The 16,557-nt window shown below is 44.4% G+C and carries 19 protein-coding genes; 5 read left to right on the forward strand and 14 right to left on the reverse strand.

Annotation, left to right across the window (positions count from 1 at the left end):
* Window positions 1-183: 183 nt before the first annotated feature.
* The 4 genes from msrA to rlmH all read right to left on the reverse strand — a co-directional run bounded on the left by msrA (window position 184) and on the right by rlmH (window position 3,344).
* The gene (msrA, locus tag ENLAB_RS03795) at window positions 184-1,107 is read right to left on the reverse strand and encodes a peptide-methionine (S)-S-oxide reductase MsrA (RefSeq protein ID WP_244352709.1); all 924 of its coding nucleotides are present in this window, start codon (window positions 1,105-1,107) and stop codon (window positions 184-186) included.
* 141 nt (window positions 1,108-1,248) lie between these two features.
* On the reverse strand, window positions 1,249-2,019 hold the full coding sequence (gene map, locus ENLAB_RS03800) for a type I methionyl aminopeptidase (RefSeq protein WP_244352711.1): 771 nt from the start codon (window positions 2,017-2,019) through the stop codon (window positions 1,249-1,251).
* A 42-nt stretch (window positions 2,020-2,061) separates the two neighbouring features.
* On the reverse strand, window positions 2,062-2,799 hold the full coding sequence (gene truA / locus ENLAB_RS03805; RefSeq protein ID WP_086291979.1) for a tRNA pseudouridine(38-40) synthase TruA: 738 nt from the start codon (window positions 2,797-2,799) through the stop codon (window positions 2,062-2,064).
* 65 nt (window positions 2,800-2,864) lie between these two features.
* A complete protein-coding gene (gene rlmH, locus ENLAB_RS03810; protein WP_244352713.1) occupies window positions 2,865-3,344 on the reverse strand; it encodes a 23S rRNA (pseudouridine(1915)-N(3))-methyltransferase RlmH in 480 nt (159 codons plus the stop codon).
* A 373-nt stretch (window positions 3,345-3,717) separates the two neighbouring features.
* Here rlmH and ENLAB_RS03815 point away from each other — a divergent pair, with 373 nt between their 5' ends.
* Window positions 3,718-5,022, forward strand: a complete 1,305-nt coding sequence (locus ENLAB_RS03815) for a S1C family serine protease (RefSeq protein WP_008379110.1) — start codon at window positions 3,718-3,720, stop codon at window positions 5,020-5,022.
* Window positions 5,023-5,090: 68 nt separating this feature from the next.
* Here ENLAB_RS03815 and ytpR read toward each other — a convergent pair whose 3' ends face one another.
* The 4 genes from ytpR to pepA form a co-directional block, all read right to left on the reverse strand.
* Entirely contained in the window at window positions 5,091-5,705 is a 615-nt protein-coding gene (ytpR, locus tag ENLAB_RS03820) for a YtpR family tRNA-binding protein (protein ID WP_244352714.1), read from the reverse strand.
* Between the two features lie 273 nt (window positions 5,706-5,978).
* On the reverse strand, window positions 5,979-6,440 hold the full coding sequence (locus tag ENLAB_RS03825; RefSeq protein ID WP_140965803.1) for a universal stress protein: 462 nt from the start codon (window positions 6,438-6,440) through the stop codon (window positions 5,979-5,981).
* A gap of 12 nt (window positions 6,441-6,452) precedes the next feature.
* On the reverse strand, window positions 6,453-6,773 hold the full coding sequence (locus ENLAB_RS03830) for a thioredoxin family protein (protein WP_026008043.1): 321 nt from the start codon (window positions 6,771-6,773) through the stop codon (window positions 6,453-6,455).
* A 132-nt stretch (window positions 6,774-6,905) separates the two neighbouring features.
* Window positions 6,906-7,982 (reverse strand): glutamyl aminopeptidase, encoded by a 1,077-nt coding sequence (gene pepA / locus ENLAB_RS03835; protein WP_034878843.1) that lies wholly within the window; start codon window positions 7,980-7,982, stop codon window positions 6,906-6,908.
* 292 nt (window positions 7,983-8,274) lie between these two features.
* On the opposite strand from pepA, the gene ENLAB_RS03840 reads away from it, so the two are divergent.
* Window positions 8,275-8,619, forward strand: coding sequence for a peptidase (locus ENLAB_RS03840; RefSeq protein ID WP_005225425.1), 345 nt, complete (start codon window positions 8,275-8,277; stop codon window positions 8,617-8,619).
* A 60-nt stretch (window positions 8,620-8,679) separates the two neighbouring features.
* Here ENLAB_RS03840 and ENLAB_RS03845 read toward each other — a convergent pair whose 3' ends face one another.
* The 3 genes from ENLAB_RS03845 to ENLAB_RS03855 all read right to left on the reverse strand — a co-directional run bounded on the left by ENLAB_RS03845 (window position 8,680) and on the right by ENLAB_RS03855 (window position 10,626).
* The gene (locus tag ENLAB_RS03845; RefSeq protein ID WP_244352715.1) at window positions 8,680-9,714 is read right to left on the reverse strand and encodes a hypothetical protein; all 1,035 of its coding nucleotides are present in this window, start codon (window positions 9,712-9,714) and stop codon (window positions 8,680-8,682) included.
* A 77-nt stretch (window positions 9,715-9,791) separates the two neighbouring features.
* Window positions 9,792-10,193, reverse strand: coding sequence for an Ohr family peroxiredoxin (locus tag ENLAB_RS03850; protein WP_005225423.1), 402 nt, complete (start codon window positions 10,191-10,193; stop codon window positions 9,792-9,794).
* Between the two features lie 184 nt (window positions 10,194-10,377).
* Window positions 10,378-10,626 carry a GlsB/YeaQ/YmgE family stress response membrane protein gene (locus tag ENLAB_RS03855; RefSeq protein ID WP_005225422.1) on the reverse strand — a complete coding sequence of 83 codons (249 nt, stop codon included), beginning with the start codon at window positions 10,624-10,626 and terminating at the stop codon, window positions 10,378-10,380.
* Between the two features lie 508 nt (window positions 10,627-11,134).
* On the opposite strand from ENLAB_RS03855, the gene ENLAB_RS03860 reads away from it, so the two are divergent.
* Window positions 11,135-11,554: an ABC transporter permease family protein gene (locus tag ENLAB_RS03860; protein ID WP_244352716.1), complete on the forward strand. Its 420-nt coding sequence runs from the start codon at window positions 11,135-11,137 to the stop codon at window positions 11,552-11,554.
* Here the strand turns inward: ENLAB_RS03860 and ENLAB_RS03865 are convergent.
* Window positions 11,546-12,487, reverse strand: coding sequence for a magnesium transporter CorA family protein (locus tag ENLAB_RS03865; RefSeq protein WP_244352717.1), 942 nt, complete (start codon window positions 12,485-12,487; stop codon window positions 11,546-11,548). The two genes, ENLAB_RS03860 and ENLAB_RS03865, sit on opposite strands and share 9 nt — an antisense overlap.
* A 185-nt stretch (window positions 12,488-12,672) precedes the next feature.
* Here ENLAB_RS03865 and ENLAB_RS03870 point away from each other — a divergent pair, with 185 nt between their 5' ends.
* Both ENLAB_RS03870 and ENLAB_RS03875 read left to right on the forward strand, forming a co-directional pair.
* A complete protein-coding gene (locus tag ENLAB_RS03870; protein ID WP_244352718.1) occupies window positions 12,673-13,500 on the forward strand; it encodes a manganese catalase in 828 nt (275 codons plus the stop codon).
* A gap of 132 nt (window positions 13,501-13,632) precedes the next feature.
* Window positions 13,633-14,472 carry an aldo/keto reductase gene (locus ENLAB_RS03875; RefSeq protein WP_077452825.1) on the forward strand — a complete coding sequence of 280 codons (840 nt, stop codon included), beginning with the start codon at window positions 13,633-13,635 and terminating at the stop codon, window positions 14,470-14,472.
* Between the two features lie 95 nt (window positions 14,473-14,567).
* Here the strand turns inward: ENLAB_RS03875 and ENLAB_RS03880 are convergent, their stop codons facing one another.
* Window positions 14,568-15,305: an SIS domain-containing protein gene (locus ENLAB_RS03880; protein ID WP_086291968.1), complete on the reverse strand. Its 738-nt coding sequence runs from the start codon at window positions 15,303-15,305 to the stop codon at window positions 14,568-14,570.
* Entirely contained in the window at window positions 15,306-16,556 is a 1,251-nt protein-coding gene (gene ulaA / locus ENLAB_RS03885) for a PTS ascorbate transporter subunit IIC (RefSeq protein WP_015509221.1), read from the reverse strand.
* Window position 16,557: the final 1 nt, after the last annotated feature.

Here is a 16,557-nt window from a genome sequence, read left to right on the forward strand (position 1 = left end):
CTTTTCTTTCTCTATTATAATTCTTGTTGTTAACGCTTTCTTTGGACATTATTCTAAAATAAATCTTCGTTTTTTATCCAATTGGCTAAACGCGCAGAAAAAAAGCGCGGCCTGTGGAGAAAAGAGCCTTCATTTGATCCTTTTGCCCTTTTCTTGGAGCCCGCTTTATTAGTGATCTTCTGTTTATGATCGTTTTTTTCCTCGGTTTGTCCAGCGTTTCAGCCGATAAAAAAGCATCAGTTGTTTGCGCGCTCGCTTGATCCGCTGGTAGCGGTTGGGCTGCTTCTTGTAAAATGCTTGATGGTAGTTTTCCGCTGGCCAAAAGGGTGCAGCCCTGCGGATCTCAGTCACGATGGGTTGCTGATAATAACCAGATTGTGCTAGTTCCTTTTTGGCTCGTTGCGCAAGCACTTCTTGCTCAGCAGTCGTATAGAAAATGATTGGGCGATAAAAATTGCCGCGATCTTGAAATTGTCCGAAAGCATCTGTCGGGTCTGTCACTTGCCAATACAACTGTAACAAGTCCTGATAGGTGATGATTTTGGGATCAAAAATGATCTCTACCGCTTCGACATGCCCTGTTGTTCCGCTTAGTACTTGATCATACGTCGGATTCGGGACTGTTCCCCCGGTATACCCCGACAAGACGGAAAGAATGCCCGGCTGGTCTTCAAAAGGCTCGACCATACACCAAAAGCAGCCGCCAGCAAAAATAGCCACTTCTTGTGCTTTTCCACCTGTTTCGTTCGGCTCCACGGAAACTTCTGCTGGTTGGACTTTGCTTGTTTCTTCATTCATTGCCTTTTTCAGTGCTGACTGGCTGATTGTTTGATAAAACTCTGCGACATTCGGGGTCAGATTGTTTCTCAGTGCCAAAGGACGCAGCGACGCTTCTAGTTTTTCCAAAACCCGCCTGGTCTGTTGGTCTTCAAGACTATTTGACGATTCCTTTTCGTGTTTGCCCGCTTTTTGTTTGGTCGCCAGCTGGGTTTCCAGTGTATTTTTTGCTTGCACCAGTTGTTCTCGTTCCCACTGTCTCGTGCCAGGATGCAAGATCAAATTATAGATTTCTGACAGCCACGCCATCGTTGTTTGCTTCATCACCATTGCCCCTTTGCCTCATGAAGGAGCGACTCTCGCTCCTTGTTTGGTTGCACTGTACCATAGTTTCGCCGATTCGCCCAATTTGATGCCCAAAAAACGTTCGAGAGAAATCCTCGAACGTTTTTGACTGTTTCTTCCATTTTATTAGTTTTGTGTGGTTGTTTCTTCCTTTTGCAACGTCATGATGACTGGACCTTCTTTGGTGATGGCGATCGAATGTTCATATTGGGCACAATAGCTGCCGTCAATCGTGCGTGCTGTCCAGCCGTTCGGGTCCATCTTCATGCGCCAAGTGCCGGTCGTGATCATCGGTTCGATGGTGATCGTCATGCCCTCTTTCAAACGAATTCCTTTGCCAGGCAAGCCGAAGTGAGGAAAGAATGGTTCTTCATGAATGGTTGGGCCAATGCCGTGAGCAATAAAGTCCCGCACGACACCATACCCTTTTTCTTCAGCGAAGCTTTGGATCGCATAACCAATATCCCCGACTCGGTTGCCGACTTGTGCTTGCTCGATGCCTTTCATTAAGGCTTCTTTCGTTACTTCCATCAGCGCTTGATGTTCTGGTGAAATCTCTCCTACAGCATATGTCCAACAGCTGTCAGAGATTGCTCCTTTGTAATCGACACAAAAATCGACTTTGACGACATCGCCTGATTTTAAAACATATTCTGAAGGGAAACCATGACAAATCTCTTCATTGACACTGATACACGTCGCAAATTCATACTCTTCAAACCCGATTTGCGCGGCTGTTGCCCCTGCAGCTTCTATCTGTTGATGGACAAAAGCGTTGATTTGGTTCGTGGTGATACCGGGAACGATTTTTTCCCGTAGTTGCTCGTGAATACTTGCCAAGATACGACCGGAAGTTTTCATTTGTTCGATTTCTCGTGGGGATTTTAATGTGATCAATAGATGATCTCCTTTCCTTAAATAGCCATTATCAAGTTTCTTTTAATAATACACCTCATCTAGAAATAAGCCATGAGAAGGCACTGTTTCACCAGCTGCTTGTCGTACTTTCTCGGCTAACACTTGATCGATCACTTCTGGCGGCAGTGTGCCATCGCCAATGGCAATCAGTGTGCCTGTCAAGATTCGGACCATTTTATGCAAAAAGCCGTTGCCTTTGAAGGTAAACCGCAATAGGTCGCCTTCTGGTGTGATGGTGATTTCATCGATCGTCCGCACCGTTGATTTTTTTGATTTTTTCAACGCAGAAAAGCCGATAAAATCATGGGTGCCGATCAACTTCTCAGCCGCTTGCTGCATTTTTTCCAAATCAAGGGGCTGCGGGCAATGAAAACTGGTATTGCGAGCAAAGACTGATGGGATCGCGTTGTTCCAAACATAATAGCTGTATTGCTTGCCTTTGGCATGATAGCGTGCATGGAAGCGTTCAGGGACTTCTTCAATCTTGTTGACGACGATGTCTTGCGGCAAATAGCGGTTAAAGAACTGCTGCATCTCTGGCAAACTCATTTGATGGGCCGTTTTGAAATTCGCCACTTGTCCTCGAGCATGCGTGCCAGCATCGGTTCTGCCAGAACCCACAACCTCAATTTCTTCTCCCGTCAATAATTTGATGACTCCTTCAACTTTTTCTTGGATCGTTTTTTCAGAATCTCCTAGTCGTTGCCACCCTAAGTAGCGCTTGCCGTCATATTCAATCGTTAATTTGATATTTCGCATGGTTGTTGCTCCTTTTTACCGGTAGTACCGGTGGATAATTTTTTCTATTCTATTGCTTGAGATATTTACTTATGATAAGGCGCCCCCGTATTGATTCGATACGCGCGATAAATCTGCTCCAATAAGATCAGTTTCATGAGTTGGTGCGGGTAGGTCATTTTGCCAAAGGAGATTTTGGCATCACTGCGAGTCATGACTTCTTGGCTTAAGCCTAGGGAACCGCCGATGACGAAGGTCAGTTGGCTTTTTCCTTGGATGCCGAGTTGATCGATTTGTTTGGCGAAGACTTCGCTGGTGGGATTGGTGCCTTCGATTGCTAAGGCAAAGACATATTCGGTGTCTTTGATTTTGGCTAAAATGCGCTGGCCTTCTTTTTCTTTGATTTGCAGCATTTGGGCTTCACTCAAGGTTTCTGGCGCTTTTTCATCTGGTACTTCGACAAACTCAAGCTTTGCGTATGCCCCCAATCGCTTGGCGTACTCGTTGATTCCTTGAACGAGGTACTTTTCTTTTAGTTTTCCTACTGTGACGATTTTGATTTTCATAGTTTCCTCCTCGTTATCCCCTTATTTTATGAAAATGTGGACAATGCTATCCACAACCTTTTACACACTTTGACTTTCTTTGAAATTCTTCTATCTTATCTATAAAACTGTGACACTTCAACGGTTTCTTCATCCACCCAATCAAAGCTCTCAAGTTTGTCCACACACTGTGGATAAAAAGAGCATTGCTTCTCCCCAGATTTCCCTGCTATTTTTATTCAAAAATGAGCGGGTTTTGCGAAGAAAATTTCATCGTTTGAAACAGATTCTTACGCAACTTCTTCATATTTTTTTCAAAATCTCTTAGTAGACTAATCTCAGATAGAAGGAATATACTGATTATAACGAATTATTCATTAAGGGGGAAATAGTAATGGCAAGAAAATATGTCACACCAGGTAAGAAAACTTCTCCTGGTTTATTAAAACGATTAGGTATTGGGATTTTAGGCGGTATGGTCGGCGGTTTATTGACCTTCGGCGGTCTGTATCTGGCAATGGGGTCATCTTTGACTTCAACCCCAGAAACCACGACTAACAGCGGGGTCCAAGATTCTAACGGACAAACCCAAGTATCCAATGTAAAACTTGATGTGACTAGCGATGTCACTGAAGCAGTTGAAAAAGTACAAGATTCCGTCGTTTCCATCATTAATTTACAACAAAGTCAAAGCAACGATTGGAACAGCCTCTTTGGTCAGCAAGGTGGACAAAGTGAAGGCGATAGCCAAAGCGAAGACGACAGCGCCTTAGAAGCTTCTTCTGAAGGAAGTGGTGTCATCTACAAAATTGATGGCGACGATGCCTATGTCGTAACCAACAACCACGTAGTTGAAGGTCAAGATGGTTTGGAAGTTGTCTTAGCAGATGGTACGAAAGTCAAAGCTGAATTGGTAGGTACCGATTCTTACACAGACTTAGCCGTATTAAAAATCTCTTCTGAAAAAGTTACAACTGCCGCAACATTTGGCGATTCAAGTGCCTTGAAAGTCGGCGAACCAGCAATCGCGATCGGTTCTCCTCTAGGCTCTGACTATGCAAACTCTGTGACACAAGGGATCGTGTCTTCCTTGAATCGTCAAGTAACAAGCCAAAACGAGTCTGGTGGTACGATCAGTATCAATGCGATCCAAACGGATGCTGCGATCAACCCAGGGAACTCAGGTGGTCCACTGATCAACGTTGATGGTCAAGTGATTGGGATCAACTCAAGTAAAATCGCCAGCACCTCGGGCTCTGCTTCAGGCGTTAGTGTCGAAGGAATGGGCTTTGCGATCCCAAGTAACGATGTCGTTGAAATCATCAATCAACTAGAAGCAGACGGCAAAGTGGTCCGCCCTGCACTAGGTATCCAAACGATCGATTTAGGTTCCATCACATCACAACAACAAGAACAAATCTTGAAAGTTCCTTCATCTGTAACTTCAGGCGTTGTGATCTACTCAGTCAACAATGCAACACCAGCAGAACAAGCAGGATTGCAACAATATGACGTTATCACGAAGATCGATGATACAGAAGTCAGCACCACAACTGATCTGCAATCTGCGTTGTACAAACACAAAGTCGGTGACACGATCACTGTAACCTTCTATCGTGGCGATGAAGAAAAAACAGCAGAAGTAAAACTTTCCGTTGATACATCGATCAACGAACAATCAACAGACAGCAGCAACTAATCACCAAAACCAATCAAAACAATCAAAAAATGAACTGCCGCAAAAACAGGAAGCGGCAGTTCATTTTTTTAGGCTTTACCGACCGGAAAAGCTTCACCTACAACGGCATCTTGAGGCAGCTCAAGGATGCCTTTTTTCATTGGTGCACCTTCTAAATGTAGTTCTTTAGCAGAGCAGATCATTCCGAAGCTTTCTACGCCACGAAGCGTCCCCGGCCAAATCATCAAGCCATCTGGCATCATTGCGCCAGGTTTTGCGACAACGACTTTCAAGCCTTTACGGATATTGGCAGCGCCACAGACGATTTGCAAGACTTCCCCATCTCCAACTTCTGTTTCCGTGATAGAAAGATGGTCGCTGTCTGGATGTTCTACACAAGATTTCACATAGCCAACGACGATTTTTGGTTCCGTATCTGCAGGCAGTTCTTCGCTGAATCCTGCTTCTTTGATCATGGTGTTCAATTGTTGGATTTGTTCTTTCGTCAACGTCACTTGACCACGGCCTTCGATCGTCATCACTTCTGAGATCGAAAAAAAGTTCCAGCCAACGATCGTGCCTTCTTCATTTTTGATTTGGGCAACATTGCCTTTGCGTTCGACGGTTTGTTCTAATCCTTTATCATCTGCTGTGATGGCAAGCAGTGTATCACTGACATATTCTTTATTATAAGCAAAAATCACGTTTTTTCCTCCTTAGGTACTTACACATTCCGCCCATAATCTTAACAAATTTTTCGGCATCCGTCATGGAATTTCTTTGTTTTCCTTGAAATTCTAGTTATTTTCAAAGACAAAAAAGCCTGAAAACCAGCTACTGCTCATTTGCTAAAGACAATGCTTCACTAGCGAGCAAAATCGTTGATTCTCAGGAACTTCCTTTTGTCACTTGTTACTACCATGCGAACTAAGGAAAAGAACACGGCAGCGACAAGCTTATTTTTTTCAAAAATGACCTTACGCTTTGGTTTCTTCAGGAGATACGATCAGCACGTCGCACCGGGCTTCACGGATAACGAAGCTGGCGACACTCCCCATCATGAAGCGTTCCACGGCGTTCAGCCCGGATTGCCCCACCATGATCAAATCGATGTCGTATTTATCTGGTAATTGAGTGGCAAGAGCGTCTTTGATGGAGCCGTAAGCGACGATGCCTTCTACTAGATCAAAATCTACTGATTTTGCGTAGGCTTTACAGTCGTCGATCAGATTTTTCGCCGTATCTTTTTCTTGTTCCAAGATGGAACTATCCAAAGGTGCATAGCCCATCATGGTCGGCACTTGCTGATCGATGATCGTTGCGGCATAGACCTTCCCTTGATTTCGACGAGCGACTTCCACTGCTTTTTTGAAGGCAGACATCGCTTGATCTGACCCATCGATCCCTACTAAAATGTTTTGATATCTTTGTGCTTCCATCTTTTTCCCCTCCTATGCTGATTGTACGCTGGTTAAAAAGGCTTCGATCTCTTCTTTGGTTTTGCGATCCTTGTTGACTAACCGCCCCAGCTCCTTGCCGTCTTCGATAACGACGAGGCTAGGAATACCAAAAATGTTCCATTCAACCGCTACATCCATGTATTCATCACGGTCGACTTCGATAAATTGAAGATCTGGAAAGTCCGCTTCGATTTCAGGCAATTGCGGTTTGATGTAGCGGCAATCCCCACACCAATCGGCGGTGAAAAAGAAGACATTTTTGCCTTTCTCCACATATGTTGCTAACTCTGCTAAATCTTTTGGAATAATCAAATTCTCACCACTTTCTTTTCTTTAAGTATACACCTTTCTTTCAGGGACTACCAACTGACATGCTGATCTTAGAACCCCTGCAGAAAAAAAGAGACAACGGGTTGCTGTCTCTTTGCTTTCGTTCGTTCTCGCTTATTGTCCTGCCAAAATCGTATCAACGGTTGAACGATCCAAACCTTTCAAGACTTGAATCACCATTTCCCGTGCCGCTTCATAATCAGCGATACTGAATAGGGTTTGGTGGGTATGGATGTATCGTCCAGGAACACCGATAACTGAACTTGGGATTCCTTCATTTGCCATGTGTGCCGCACCAGCGTCGGTACCACCTTTTGAAACAAAGTATTGATAAGGAATGTTGTTGCTTTCTGCTGTATCCAACAAGAATTCTTTCATCCGTGGCAACATGATCATGCCTGGATCATAGATTCGCATCAAAGTCCCGGCTCCTAGATGACCAAAGGTGCCATTTTTCGTGACTGTGTCATCTGCTGGCGAGCAATCGACCGCAAAGAACAAGTCTGGTTTGAATTTCGTCACAGATGGACGAGAACCCCGTAAGCCGACTTCTTCCTGAACGTTGGCACCAGCAATCAACGTATGGCCTAATGTTTCCTCTTTCAAGGCTTCAAGTGCTTCTAATACGACCGCACAGCCGTAACGGTTGTCCCAAGCTTTCGAGATGATGTTTTTCCCATTGGCTGTTTTGATGGTTTCCACTTGTGGGACGATCGTATCGCCAGGACGTACACCAAAGCTTTCTGCTTCTTCTTTTGATTCAAACCCAGCATCAAACAAAATATCTGTCACTTCGACATTTTTTTGACCGCTGCTTCCTCGCAACAAATGTGGCGGTACTGAAGAAGAAACGCATGGGTAATCTCCCTTCGCTGTTTTCAATGTAAACCGTTGAGCAGAAACTACATAAGGGTTCCATCCACCTAAAGGAGTGACTTTGAATAAGCCGCGATCGGTGATCGTCGTCAATAAGAAACCAACTTCGTCCATGTGAGCAGCTAACATCACTCGTGGTGCATCTGCTTCTTGGTGGTGACGCAAACCGAAGATGCCGCCTAAGCCATCTTGTTGGATTTCATCTACCAATGGAGTCATCGCTTCACGCATATACGCTCGCACATCGTGTTCAAACCCGCTGGTTCCTTGTAACTCCGTTAGTTCTTTGATACGTTGAAATGTTTTTTCTTCCATGATCATTCGAGAAACACGTATCAGTTGTTTGCTGCCCCAAAGAAACAAAGCTGCTTTTTTTGAAAAAGCAACGCCTGCTGTTGCTGTGTTTTCCAGCAATTTTCGGGTGAAACAACGGATGTGCTCTCTTCCTCCTTATTCCTACTGATATTCTTTATTATAGCGCAAATTTCTATTGTTGGTTATTTTTCTTATAGAATATTTCTAAACTATGGTAAACTATTGTTAAGAGAACCTGTGCTTTCACCGAGATCACAACATTCGGGAAAACTTACTTTAGGAGGGACATTAGATGGAGAATGAGCATCCATTGCATTATTTTAAAAATGGACTGACCATCGGTTTAGGTCTTGGCTTTGCAGGAGGGATTTTTTCAACGATCTGGTTGAAGAAAAGGCAAGCCATGAATGCCGATGATGTCTTAGACAATATAAAAGCGGCGTTTATCAAAGAAGGACCGATCGAAGGTTCTTGGATCAATTTCGAAAAACAACCTTTGCGCAAATTTGCGATCACTTCCCAAGGATATACTGGCGGCATCACCCGCACCGAAGACGGACAGCTTGTCACCTATGAATTTTTGGCAGATGCTCATACCGGCACCGTCTTAGATATCCAACGAGCAATCGTGGACTAATCACTGCACTTACGACCAGCTTCTTAAGAGGCTGGTCTTTTTTCTTTTTAAGCAGTGCTTTTACTGGAGCAAAGTCGCAAGGTCCAATACCACGACTTCATCGATGCTGCCGCCTTTTTGCCGATACGCCCATGCCCCACTTTCAAACAAGCAGTACAGCTGCCCTTTTTCTACCACGATCTGTTCAAGGTAATGGGGAAACTTGATGCGCCGCAATGCATGTTTGCGGGTCAGCACCGTTGCATCCTTTGGAAAGACCCATAACTCCGCCGACCCTGGTCCAAAAGAACGTGCCAGCAACAAGTATTCAGTGGTAAAGGCGATACTTTGGACTTTCGTGGTGGTGACCCTTCTCTTACGCGGTTTGATGCGAGGAGGCGCTTTGCGACCGCTGGCTGAAAGAACAGACAGCGGATAATTCGCCACCACGCCTCCTTGTTTCAAGGCAAAGGTCCCTGAGACAAGTTCACCGCTATCGGCTACCAAATAGGAGCTGTGAGTGATGCCTGCCAATTCGATGACTTGCTGATAAACAATAGGCTGATTGGTTGCCAAGGAATCATCTTCCAGCAGTGCTTGTAAAGAAACACACGCCACGCGCCCCATCCCTTTTCCAGTGATGGTTAGCCACAGCATTTGCGTTGCTCGATCAAAGACTAGTCCACCGACATGAGGTCGTTTTGGCAGAACCACCGTTTTCAGATGCCGCCCGCTCGTTCTTTCTATTATATAAAGTTGTGAGTGATGTTCCTGCTGCGAACAATACGCTGAGAGGAACAAATAGTCCTCCGAAACGGCCAACCCTTGTGGGGTCATTGCCTGACATTGATCTGCATGCTTGTGCAGCCTCGTTTCTGCTTTCGCCGTTGCCGTCGTTGCCACTGCGGCAGTGGCTTCTTTTAAACCGGGAACCAAAAGGACTGCTTCCCTCTTTGCCCCGGCTGCCAGCCACGCTTGCCGCACGCTGGGATAACGCTTCAGTTGAGCTGCCAGTGCTTGGTTGTGGCGCGCCTGTCGGTGCTTTTTTAGCCAGTACACCACAAAAAGGCCAACCACAAACACGCCCAAAAGCAGCAAGCCCTCTGTTTGTCTCATTGATTGGCCTCCTTGATGAATTCCCTCTTGTCGGCTGATTTATCAGCCGCTTATTGTTTGTCTATTCGTAATAATGCTTAGACTACTTGAACTTCGACATCAATGTTGCCGCGAGTGGCACGAGAATACGGACAAAAATCGTGCGCTTCTTCTGCGATTTTCTCCGCCTCGGCTTTTTCAACGCCTGGTAATGATACTTCTAAAATCACGCCGATTTGGTAACTACCGTCCTCATGCTGATACAAAGACACTCTTGCTTTAACTTCGGATTCGGATTCGATGTTATGCTCTTTCAGCATATGCTGTACGGCACCGTTGAAGCATGAAGCATAGCCTGCGGCAAATAATTGTTCTGGGTTAGTCCCTTCACTATGAAGACCCGGTTTGTCAATTTTCAGGTGAAAACTGCCATTTGGTGCTTCGACCTCTCCGACACGACCGCCTCGATTGATCATCGCTGTTTCATATTGCTTTTTCATTGAACCTCTTCCTTTCTTTTTTTGACCTACTTCAAGTGTAACGACAATTTCCCGATATGACAAAAGGATTGCTTGTACTTGTTTCTTGAAAACAAAAAAGGCAAACCCAGAAACTCTGGATTTGCCTGTCTATTCGAGGTAATTGCTACCCGAAATAAATAAATGGAAACAATTGCTGAATGGACTAGCCGTTTGAACGTCCTAAGAAGAATGAAACAACAGCAACAACAATAACCGCACCAATAATTGATGGGACGATTGCCATTCCAGCAAGTGATGGACCCCAAGAACCTAAGATTGCTTGTCCAATAGCTGAACCTACTAAACCTGCAACGATGTTGGCGATCCAACCCATTGATCCACCTTTATTTGTGATAGCTCCGGCGATCAAACCGATAATAGCTCCTACGATTAATACCCATAACCAATGCATATTTTTCTCCTTCTTTCTTTTAAGTAGTTATTACACATATTATGTTACGCTTAATCCCCGTTTTAGACAAAAGATTTGCACTCAATTTGCAAAAAAAATTTTCAAACCTTGTTATATTAACGTTTATCAGCACTTCTTAATTATCGTTGTAAGAGCTCTAATTCGTTTTTTTAATATTCGTGCATTTTTTGAAATCGTTTTATTTTATATTTTGTATCTTCTCCGCTAAACTTAGGGAGAACTACTCTTATTTTGTCAGATAATTGGCACTTTTCACTCCTCAGTTCTTTTTGGGCGGCTATCTTTTCAGTACTTCAGCTATTTTTCATTAAGGCACGTTTCGATCGTTGTAGATTGGTAATGTCTTCGCAGATTCCCATGTTTGCTTCCAGAGCTCCCAGCGAAGGCGGGACTTATTTTAAAATGGTGGGAAAATACATAAAAGAAACCAGTGTGACTGTAAAAGTTCCTGATTTGCTTTACGTGGATTTATTGACGATCCTAGTCAGTGCCGCCTGCAGCTATGCGTTTACAAAATACGATGCCATTTTTTTCTTCATCTATTATCGCCATCACCATGCTGCCGATTGCCCGACCAATCATTATGACACTGGGGATCTTTTCCTTCCAGTGGCGGTGGAAGGATTATATCTGGCCCTTGCTCGTCTTGAATGATCCAAAAAAATATACCTTGCAAGTGGCGATCCGTAGCTTGGTGGGGGCGGAAAATATCAATTGGACGATTTTGATCGCTGCCTCAGTAATTTCCATTTTGCCTTTGCTGCTGGTCTTCCTCGCCTTTCAGCGCTGGATTCTCGACAGCAATTTAGATAGCGGGCTAAAAGAAAAAAAGTGCCGACTGCTTCGTCGCACCTTTCTCCTTTTATGGATGAACGGTGTCACAGAGCAGCGACGCTTTTTATTTTGAAAAGTCTTTTCGTGACAAGTAGACGGCGGTTAAAATGCCGACTAAAATAGCTAAACCGAAGACGACGATCGTACCGATCGCATTGTCTTTTCCTGGCAGTCCCCCGGTGTTGATCCCCCATAGCCCCGCAATCAAGGATGGCACAGCCACCACTAATGCCGCAGAATCTAAGTATTTCATCAGATGGTTTAGATTGTTGTCCATCATATCGGAGAACAAGCCACCGATAGTTTCTAACAAGTCGCGATAGATGGTGACCATTTTCATGGCAAATTTCTGCCGTAGCTTGATGTCATAAACAAGTGCTTCATTATCCAAACGATCCAAAAATTCTTTGCGATCCATCAAACGATCGACAGTATGATTTTGGTCCCGCAAAGTGTGATCAAGATAGACCATATCTCGTTCAGTATCGGCTAAATTGAACAATTCCTTGTTTTCCGTCGTTTTACGGGCTGCTTGATCCAAATCATCGATCTGTTTCTTCATTTCCTGCAGACCTTTGATGTAATGGGTGTAGATCATCAACGTCGAATAAGCAACGATATCTTCATACCGTTGAATGTCTTGTTCATGCTTTTCAATCAGGCGTTTGATGAGTGTAGATTGATGAGAGACATATGTGATCAAAAGATCTTTGGTATAAATAAAAGTCACCGGTTCTAAACGATCTTCGATGCGGTCTTGTGTCACTTCTGACAAATCGATCAAGGTATAAAGAATCGGATGATTTAACTTAGTGTTACGTAAGTATTCCAAACGTGAGACTTCTTCCGGTTCATTGGCGCCAATAAAAATATCTTCAGGTAGCTGATAACGCTCCAACAAGTGGCGTTGTTCCTCTGGATCTGTCCCAGAAACCACCAGCCAATTGTAATCCTCCTCCGAAGATTCCCTGATTTTTCGGTCTTCCATTTTGTAATACTGAAACATGGTGACTCGCTCCTTTTCTAATTCTCTCTTAATTTAACTATCTAACGCTTCACGCTTTTTGTCAAAGTAAATGGCTTTTCTTTTCAGTGCTTTTCCATTTTAGACAAAGTGCGTTTTATTAGACGAACCTTTCGATTCATGAGAAACTTTTTATGGGCCCAATAAAAAATTTTAGGAGGAATAGTATGTTTCGTCATCAAAAAGAACTACAGTTTGAAGCTAAACCAGAAAAACCAAATCCGTTAGTTGCGAAATACCTTCAAGAATTAATCGGTGGACAATATGGAGAAATGAGTGTTGCCATGCAATACTTATTCCAAGGATGGAGCTGCCGTGGGGAAGAAAAATACAAAGACATGTTAATGGATATCGCTACTGAAGAGCTTGGACACGTTGAAATGTTAGCAACGATGGTTGCACGTCTGTTGGAAGGTGCACCTGTGGAAGATCAGGAATCCGCCATGAAAAAAGACCCAACGATCGGTGCGATCATTTCTGGAATGAATCCGCAACATGCCATCGTTGCCGGCTTAGGACCACGTCCTGCTGATAGCGTCGGCAATCCATGGTCAGGTGCGTATATCATTGCTAGTGGCAACTTGCTTGCTGATTTCCGTGCCAACTTAAATGCGGAATCACAAGGTCGTCTGCAAGTAGCACGCATCTATGAAATGATCGATGACCGTGGGGTCAAAGACTTACTTTCGGTCTTATTAGCGCGTGATAGCTACCACCAAAATCTCTGGGCAGCTGCCGTGAAAGAATTGGAAGAAAACGAAGGCTCAATTTTAGTGCCAAGTACCTTTGACCGCAAAAACGAACGCTTAGATATCGCTTATGATTTCTATAACTTCTCAGAAGGCGACCAAAGCAAAGAAGGCTCTTGGGCGAAAGGCAAAGCCCTTGACGGTGAAGGCGAATACCAATGGCTAGACGAACCAAAAGTCGAAGGAAAAGCGCCAAAACTCGATCAAGTCACACCAAAAATGTATGGCACACCGCCTGAAAAATAATTTGATCAAAAAGAGCAATTGTTTCTGAAACAGAAACCGTTGCTCTTTTTTCTTTGTCTGTTTGAGCAAGTTGGTTACGTTCCTGTCAAAAAAGCGTTAGAGTAGAATGTAAAGAAAAGGAGGAATCATTTTATGAAAGCACCTTTACTGACATTAAACGACGGCAATTTACGCCCCGCCGTGGGCATCGGTACCTATCAGATCCGCGGTGGCGAAGGGTTGAGCCAGCTGCAAGCAGCGATCGCTGACGGGTATCGATTGATCGATTCTTCAACCAATTATGACAATGAAGGCATTGTCGGCAAAGCGATCCGTCGCTCTGGTATCCCACGTTCAGAATTTTATATCACCTCAAAATTACCGGGAAAATACCATGGCTACGATGATGCCCTAACCAGCATTCAAGAATCCCTTGCTCGCATGGGACTCGACTACTTCGATGCCTTTTTGATCCACTGGCCATTACCAAAACGCGGCAAATATGTCGAAGCTTGGCAAGCCTTAGTGACCGCCCAAAAATTAGGCTTGATCCGTTCCATCGGCGTTTCCAATTTTGAACCAGAACATTTGGATGCCATCATTGAAGCAACTGGTGTGACCCCTGCGCTAAATCAAATTGAGATCCATCCTTACTGGGTTCAAGAACGAATGGTCGCAGAAAACAAAAAACGCGGCATCGTAACGGAAGCTTGGAGCCCATTAGGTCGTGGCAGCGATGCCCTGAAAGAACCACTGATCACTGAATTAGCTGAGAAATACCAAAAGTCAGCTGGTCAAATCATCTTGCGCTGGCATGTGGATCGTGGCATTTTGCCCCTTCCAAAATCAAGAAACCTCGCCCATCAACGAGAAAATCTTGCAATCTTCGACTTTGAACTGACTGAAGATGAAATCAATCAAATCAATCAGTTAAACAAGGAAGACGGCCGTATTGATGGTCAAGATCCAAATGAGTATGAAGAATTTGAATAAACAATGATACCTAAAAAACATCATCTGCTGCTCCTTGATCAACGGAGTAACAGATGATGTTTTAATATCAATAATAAACGAATTTGCTTCCCTACTTACAGCTGATAATGGATCGCTTCTTGGTACTTTTCAAACAGGGACTGGTTCAATTCATCCCCGCCGTCTAGGTTCGCTGAGTAAAAAATCGGCGGATAGTCGACGCCAGCTTCTTTTAGTTTTTGGCAAACTTCAACGATGATCGCATTTAAAATCGTTGCGCCGACTACGGTGGATGTAGGCCCGACTTTTTGTTCCACGTCAGGAATCGTACACGCAGCATCGCCAATCTCCCCATGATTGTCGATGACGATATCCGCCGTTTCAAACAAACGCAAGCCTGATGTATGACGGCTGCTGACTGTTTTCGAATAGGTAAGGTTCGTTAATGCGATGATCTTGACCCCTTTTTCTTTAGCATGAAGCGCCATATCAATGATAACTGGGTTTCGCCCAGACACTGAATGCAAGATCAGCACATCGCCTGCTGTAAAGGGCTGGGTCGCCGCCAAGGCCCTACCGTAGCCTTCTAAGCGCTCCATTTTACTAGTGAAGGTGATTGGGCTGCGATCAAGCATCAGTTCTCTTCCAAAGATCGCGTTGATGGTCATCATGCCACCTGCTCGATAATACATCTCTTCGGCTAAGATCCCAGCGTGACTTGCGCCAAAAATGTAGATGGCTTTTTTGGTCAAGTTGGCTTTCGTCAACAATTCAATGGCTTGCTCAATCGCTGGTGCTTCTTTTTCTTCTACAATAGACAATAGTTCTTTTGCTTTTTCAAAGTATTGAAACATTTAAAACCCTCCAAACAGCTTGCCGATCAATTCACCAAGGATGCCCCATAGAGATAAATCGTTCCCACCGAAAATCAAGATCCAGTTTTGAATCGTCGTTGAGAACAACGCTGCAGAGATCCCAACGAGTGCTACCATAACGACAGAAGCTGTGATCGTACCAATAATGGCCCCTCGCAAGCCCCCTTGTCCTTCGCCGATCACCGCAGCACCGCCACATTCAAAGAAGCTGGTGATGACTAAAGGAACGATCAAAATGCCAAAGACGTTGGTCGTATTGGCAATCACCACTAAAATCGTTGAGGTGATCATCGCCACGATAAAGCCGATGATTACAGCATTTGGACGATAGTTGAACAAGATTGGCACATCAAAAGCTGGTTTTGCTCCTGGAACGACTTTTTCTGCGATCCCTTGAAAGGCGGGAATGATTTGGTTGATCAATAGACGTACCCCATACAACATGATCAATAGTCCTGCACCGAAGTTCAAGCCAGCATCAACCGCAAACATCACCAAGTTGCCCCCTTCAGGAACTAATACGGGCGCAATCAGACCGATAACGATATTCATCAAAAACATCACTAATGCGCCAGTAATCGATATTTCACGGAAAAACGAGAGATTTTCAGGCACTTTCAAATCTTCCGTCGATTTTTCTTTGTTTCCGACCCGTTTTGCAACAAAGCCTGAAACCAATGACAAGATCCCCGTTGGATGACCGATCAAAAATGAATCATCCCCAGTGGCATCCCATACATATTTCCGCATGATCCATGGCATGAATGACCAGTAACAAGCCGATAGAACCGCCCCTAAGATCAACAGTGGGATTCCGGTAAGTCCGCCTTCAACGCCCCCAGCGACGATGACGAATGGGAACCACCACAACATGTGGCCGGTGAGGAAAATCGTCTTCACAGGTGTAAAGCGAGCAATCAATAAATGAATGACAAGTCCGAAAAACATCGCTAAACCAACTGTTCCGCCGTATTCTGCCGTAAAGGTGATGTCAGAGAGTCCATCTGACACAGCAACGCCTAATTGGGTTTGAACCGCAGCATTGATCGGTGCGATCGTTCCCACCAACATATTTACCCCAGCCGTCAATGCCACCATCCCGAAGGAAGCTGTTAAGGTTCCTTTGACGACTTCTGCAAAAGGTTTTCTTTGTACCAATAACCCAATCATGGCAATGATCCCCAGTAGGACTGGCGGATTTTTTAAAATATAATCCGTAACAAAATTCATG

Origin of the sequence: Enterococcus innesii, from assembly GCF_022846515.1 — a bacterium.
In the GTDB taxonomy this organism is placed as follows: Bacteria; Bacillota; Bacilli; order Lactobacillales; family Enterococcaceae; genus Enterococcus_D; species Enterococcus_D innesii.

Bases quoted from the DNA above. Each gene is read 5' to 3' on its own strand.
- msrA (WP_244352709.1), bottom strand. From the start codon at position 1,107: ATGGTGATGAAGCAAACAACGATGGCGTGGCTGTCAGAAATCTATAAT.
- truA (WP_086291979.1), bottom strand. From the start codon at position 2,799: ATGCGAAATATCAAATTAACGATTGAATATGACGGCAAGCGCTACTTA.
- rlmH (WP_244352713.1), bottom strand. From the start codon at position 3,344: ATGAAAATCAAAATCGTCACAGTAGGAAAACTAAAAGAAAAGTACCTC.
- ENLAB_RS03815 (WP_008379110.1), top strand. From the start codon at position 3,718: ATGGCAAGAAAATATGTCACACCAGGTAAGAAAACTTCTCCTGGTTTA.
- ENLAB_RS03825 (WP_140965803.1), bottom strand. From the start codon at position 6,440: ATGGAAGCACAAAGATATCAAAACATTTTAGTAGGGATCGATGGGTCA.
- pepA (WP_034878843.1), bottom strand. From the start codon at position 7,982: ATGGAAGAAAAAACATTTCAACGTATCAAAGAACTAACGGAGTTACAA.
- ENLAB_RS03840 (WP_005225425.1), top strand. From the start codon at position 8,275: ATGGAGAATGAGCATCCATTGCATTATTTTAAAAATGGACTGACCATC.
- ENLAB_RS03845 (WP_244352715.1), bottom strand. From the start codon at position 9,714: ATGAGACAAACAGAGGGCTTGCTGCTTTTGGGCGTGTTTGTGGTTGGC.
- ENLAB_RS03850 (WP_005225423.1), bottom strand. From the start codon at position 10,193: ATGAAAAAGCAATATGAAACAGCGATGATCAATCGAGGCGGTCGTGTC.
- ENLAB_RS03855 (WP_005225422.1), bottom strand. From the start codon at position 10,626: ATGCATTGGTTATGGGTATTAATCGTAGGAGCTATTATCGGTTTGATC.
- ENLAB_RS03865 (WP_244352717.1), bottom strand. From the start codon at position 12,487: ATGTTTCAGTATTACAAAATGGAAGACCGAAAAATCAGGGAATCTTCG.
- ENLAB_RS03870 (WP_244352718.1), top strand. From the start codon at position 12,673: ATGTTTCGTCATCAAAAAGAACTACAGTTTGAAGCTAAACCAGAAAAA.
- ENLAB_RS03875 (WP_077452825.1), top strand. From the start codon at position 13,633: ATGAAAGCACCTTTACTGACATTAAACGACGGCAATTTACGCCCCGCC.
- ENLAB_RS03880 (WP_086291968.1), bottom strand. From the start codon at position 15,305: ATGTTTCAATACTTTGAAAAAGCAAAAGAACTATTGTCTATTGTAGAA.
- ulaA (WP_015509221.1), bottom strand. From the start codon at position 16,556: ATGAATTTTGTTACGGATTATATTTTAAAAAATCCGCCAGTCCTACTG.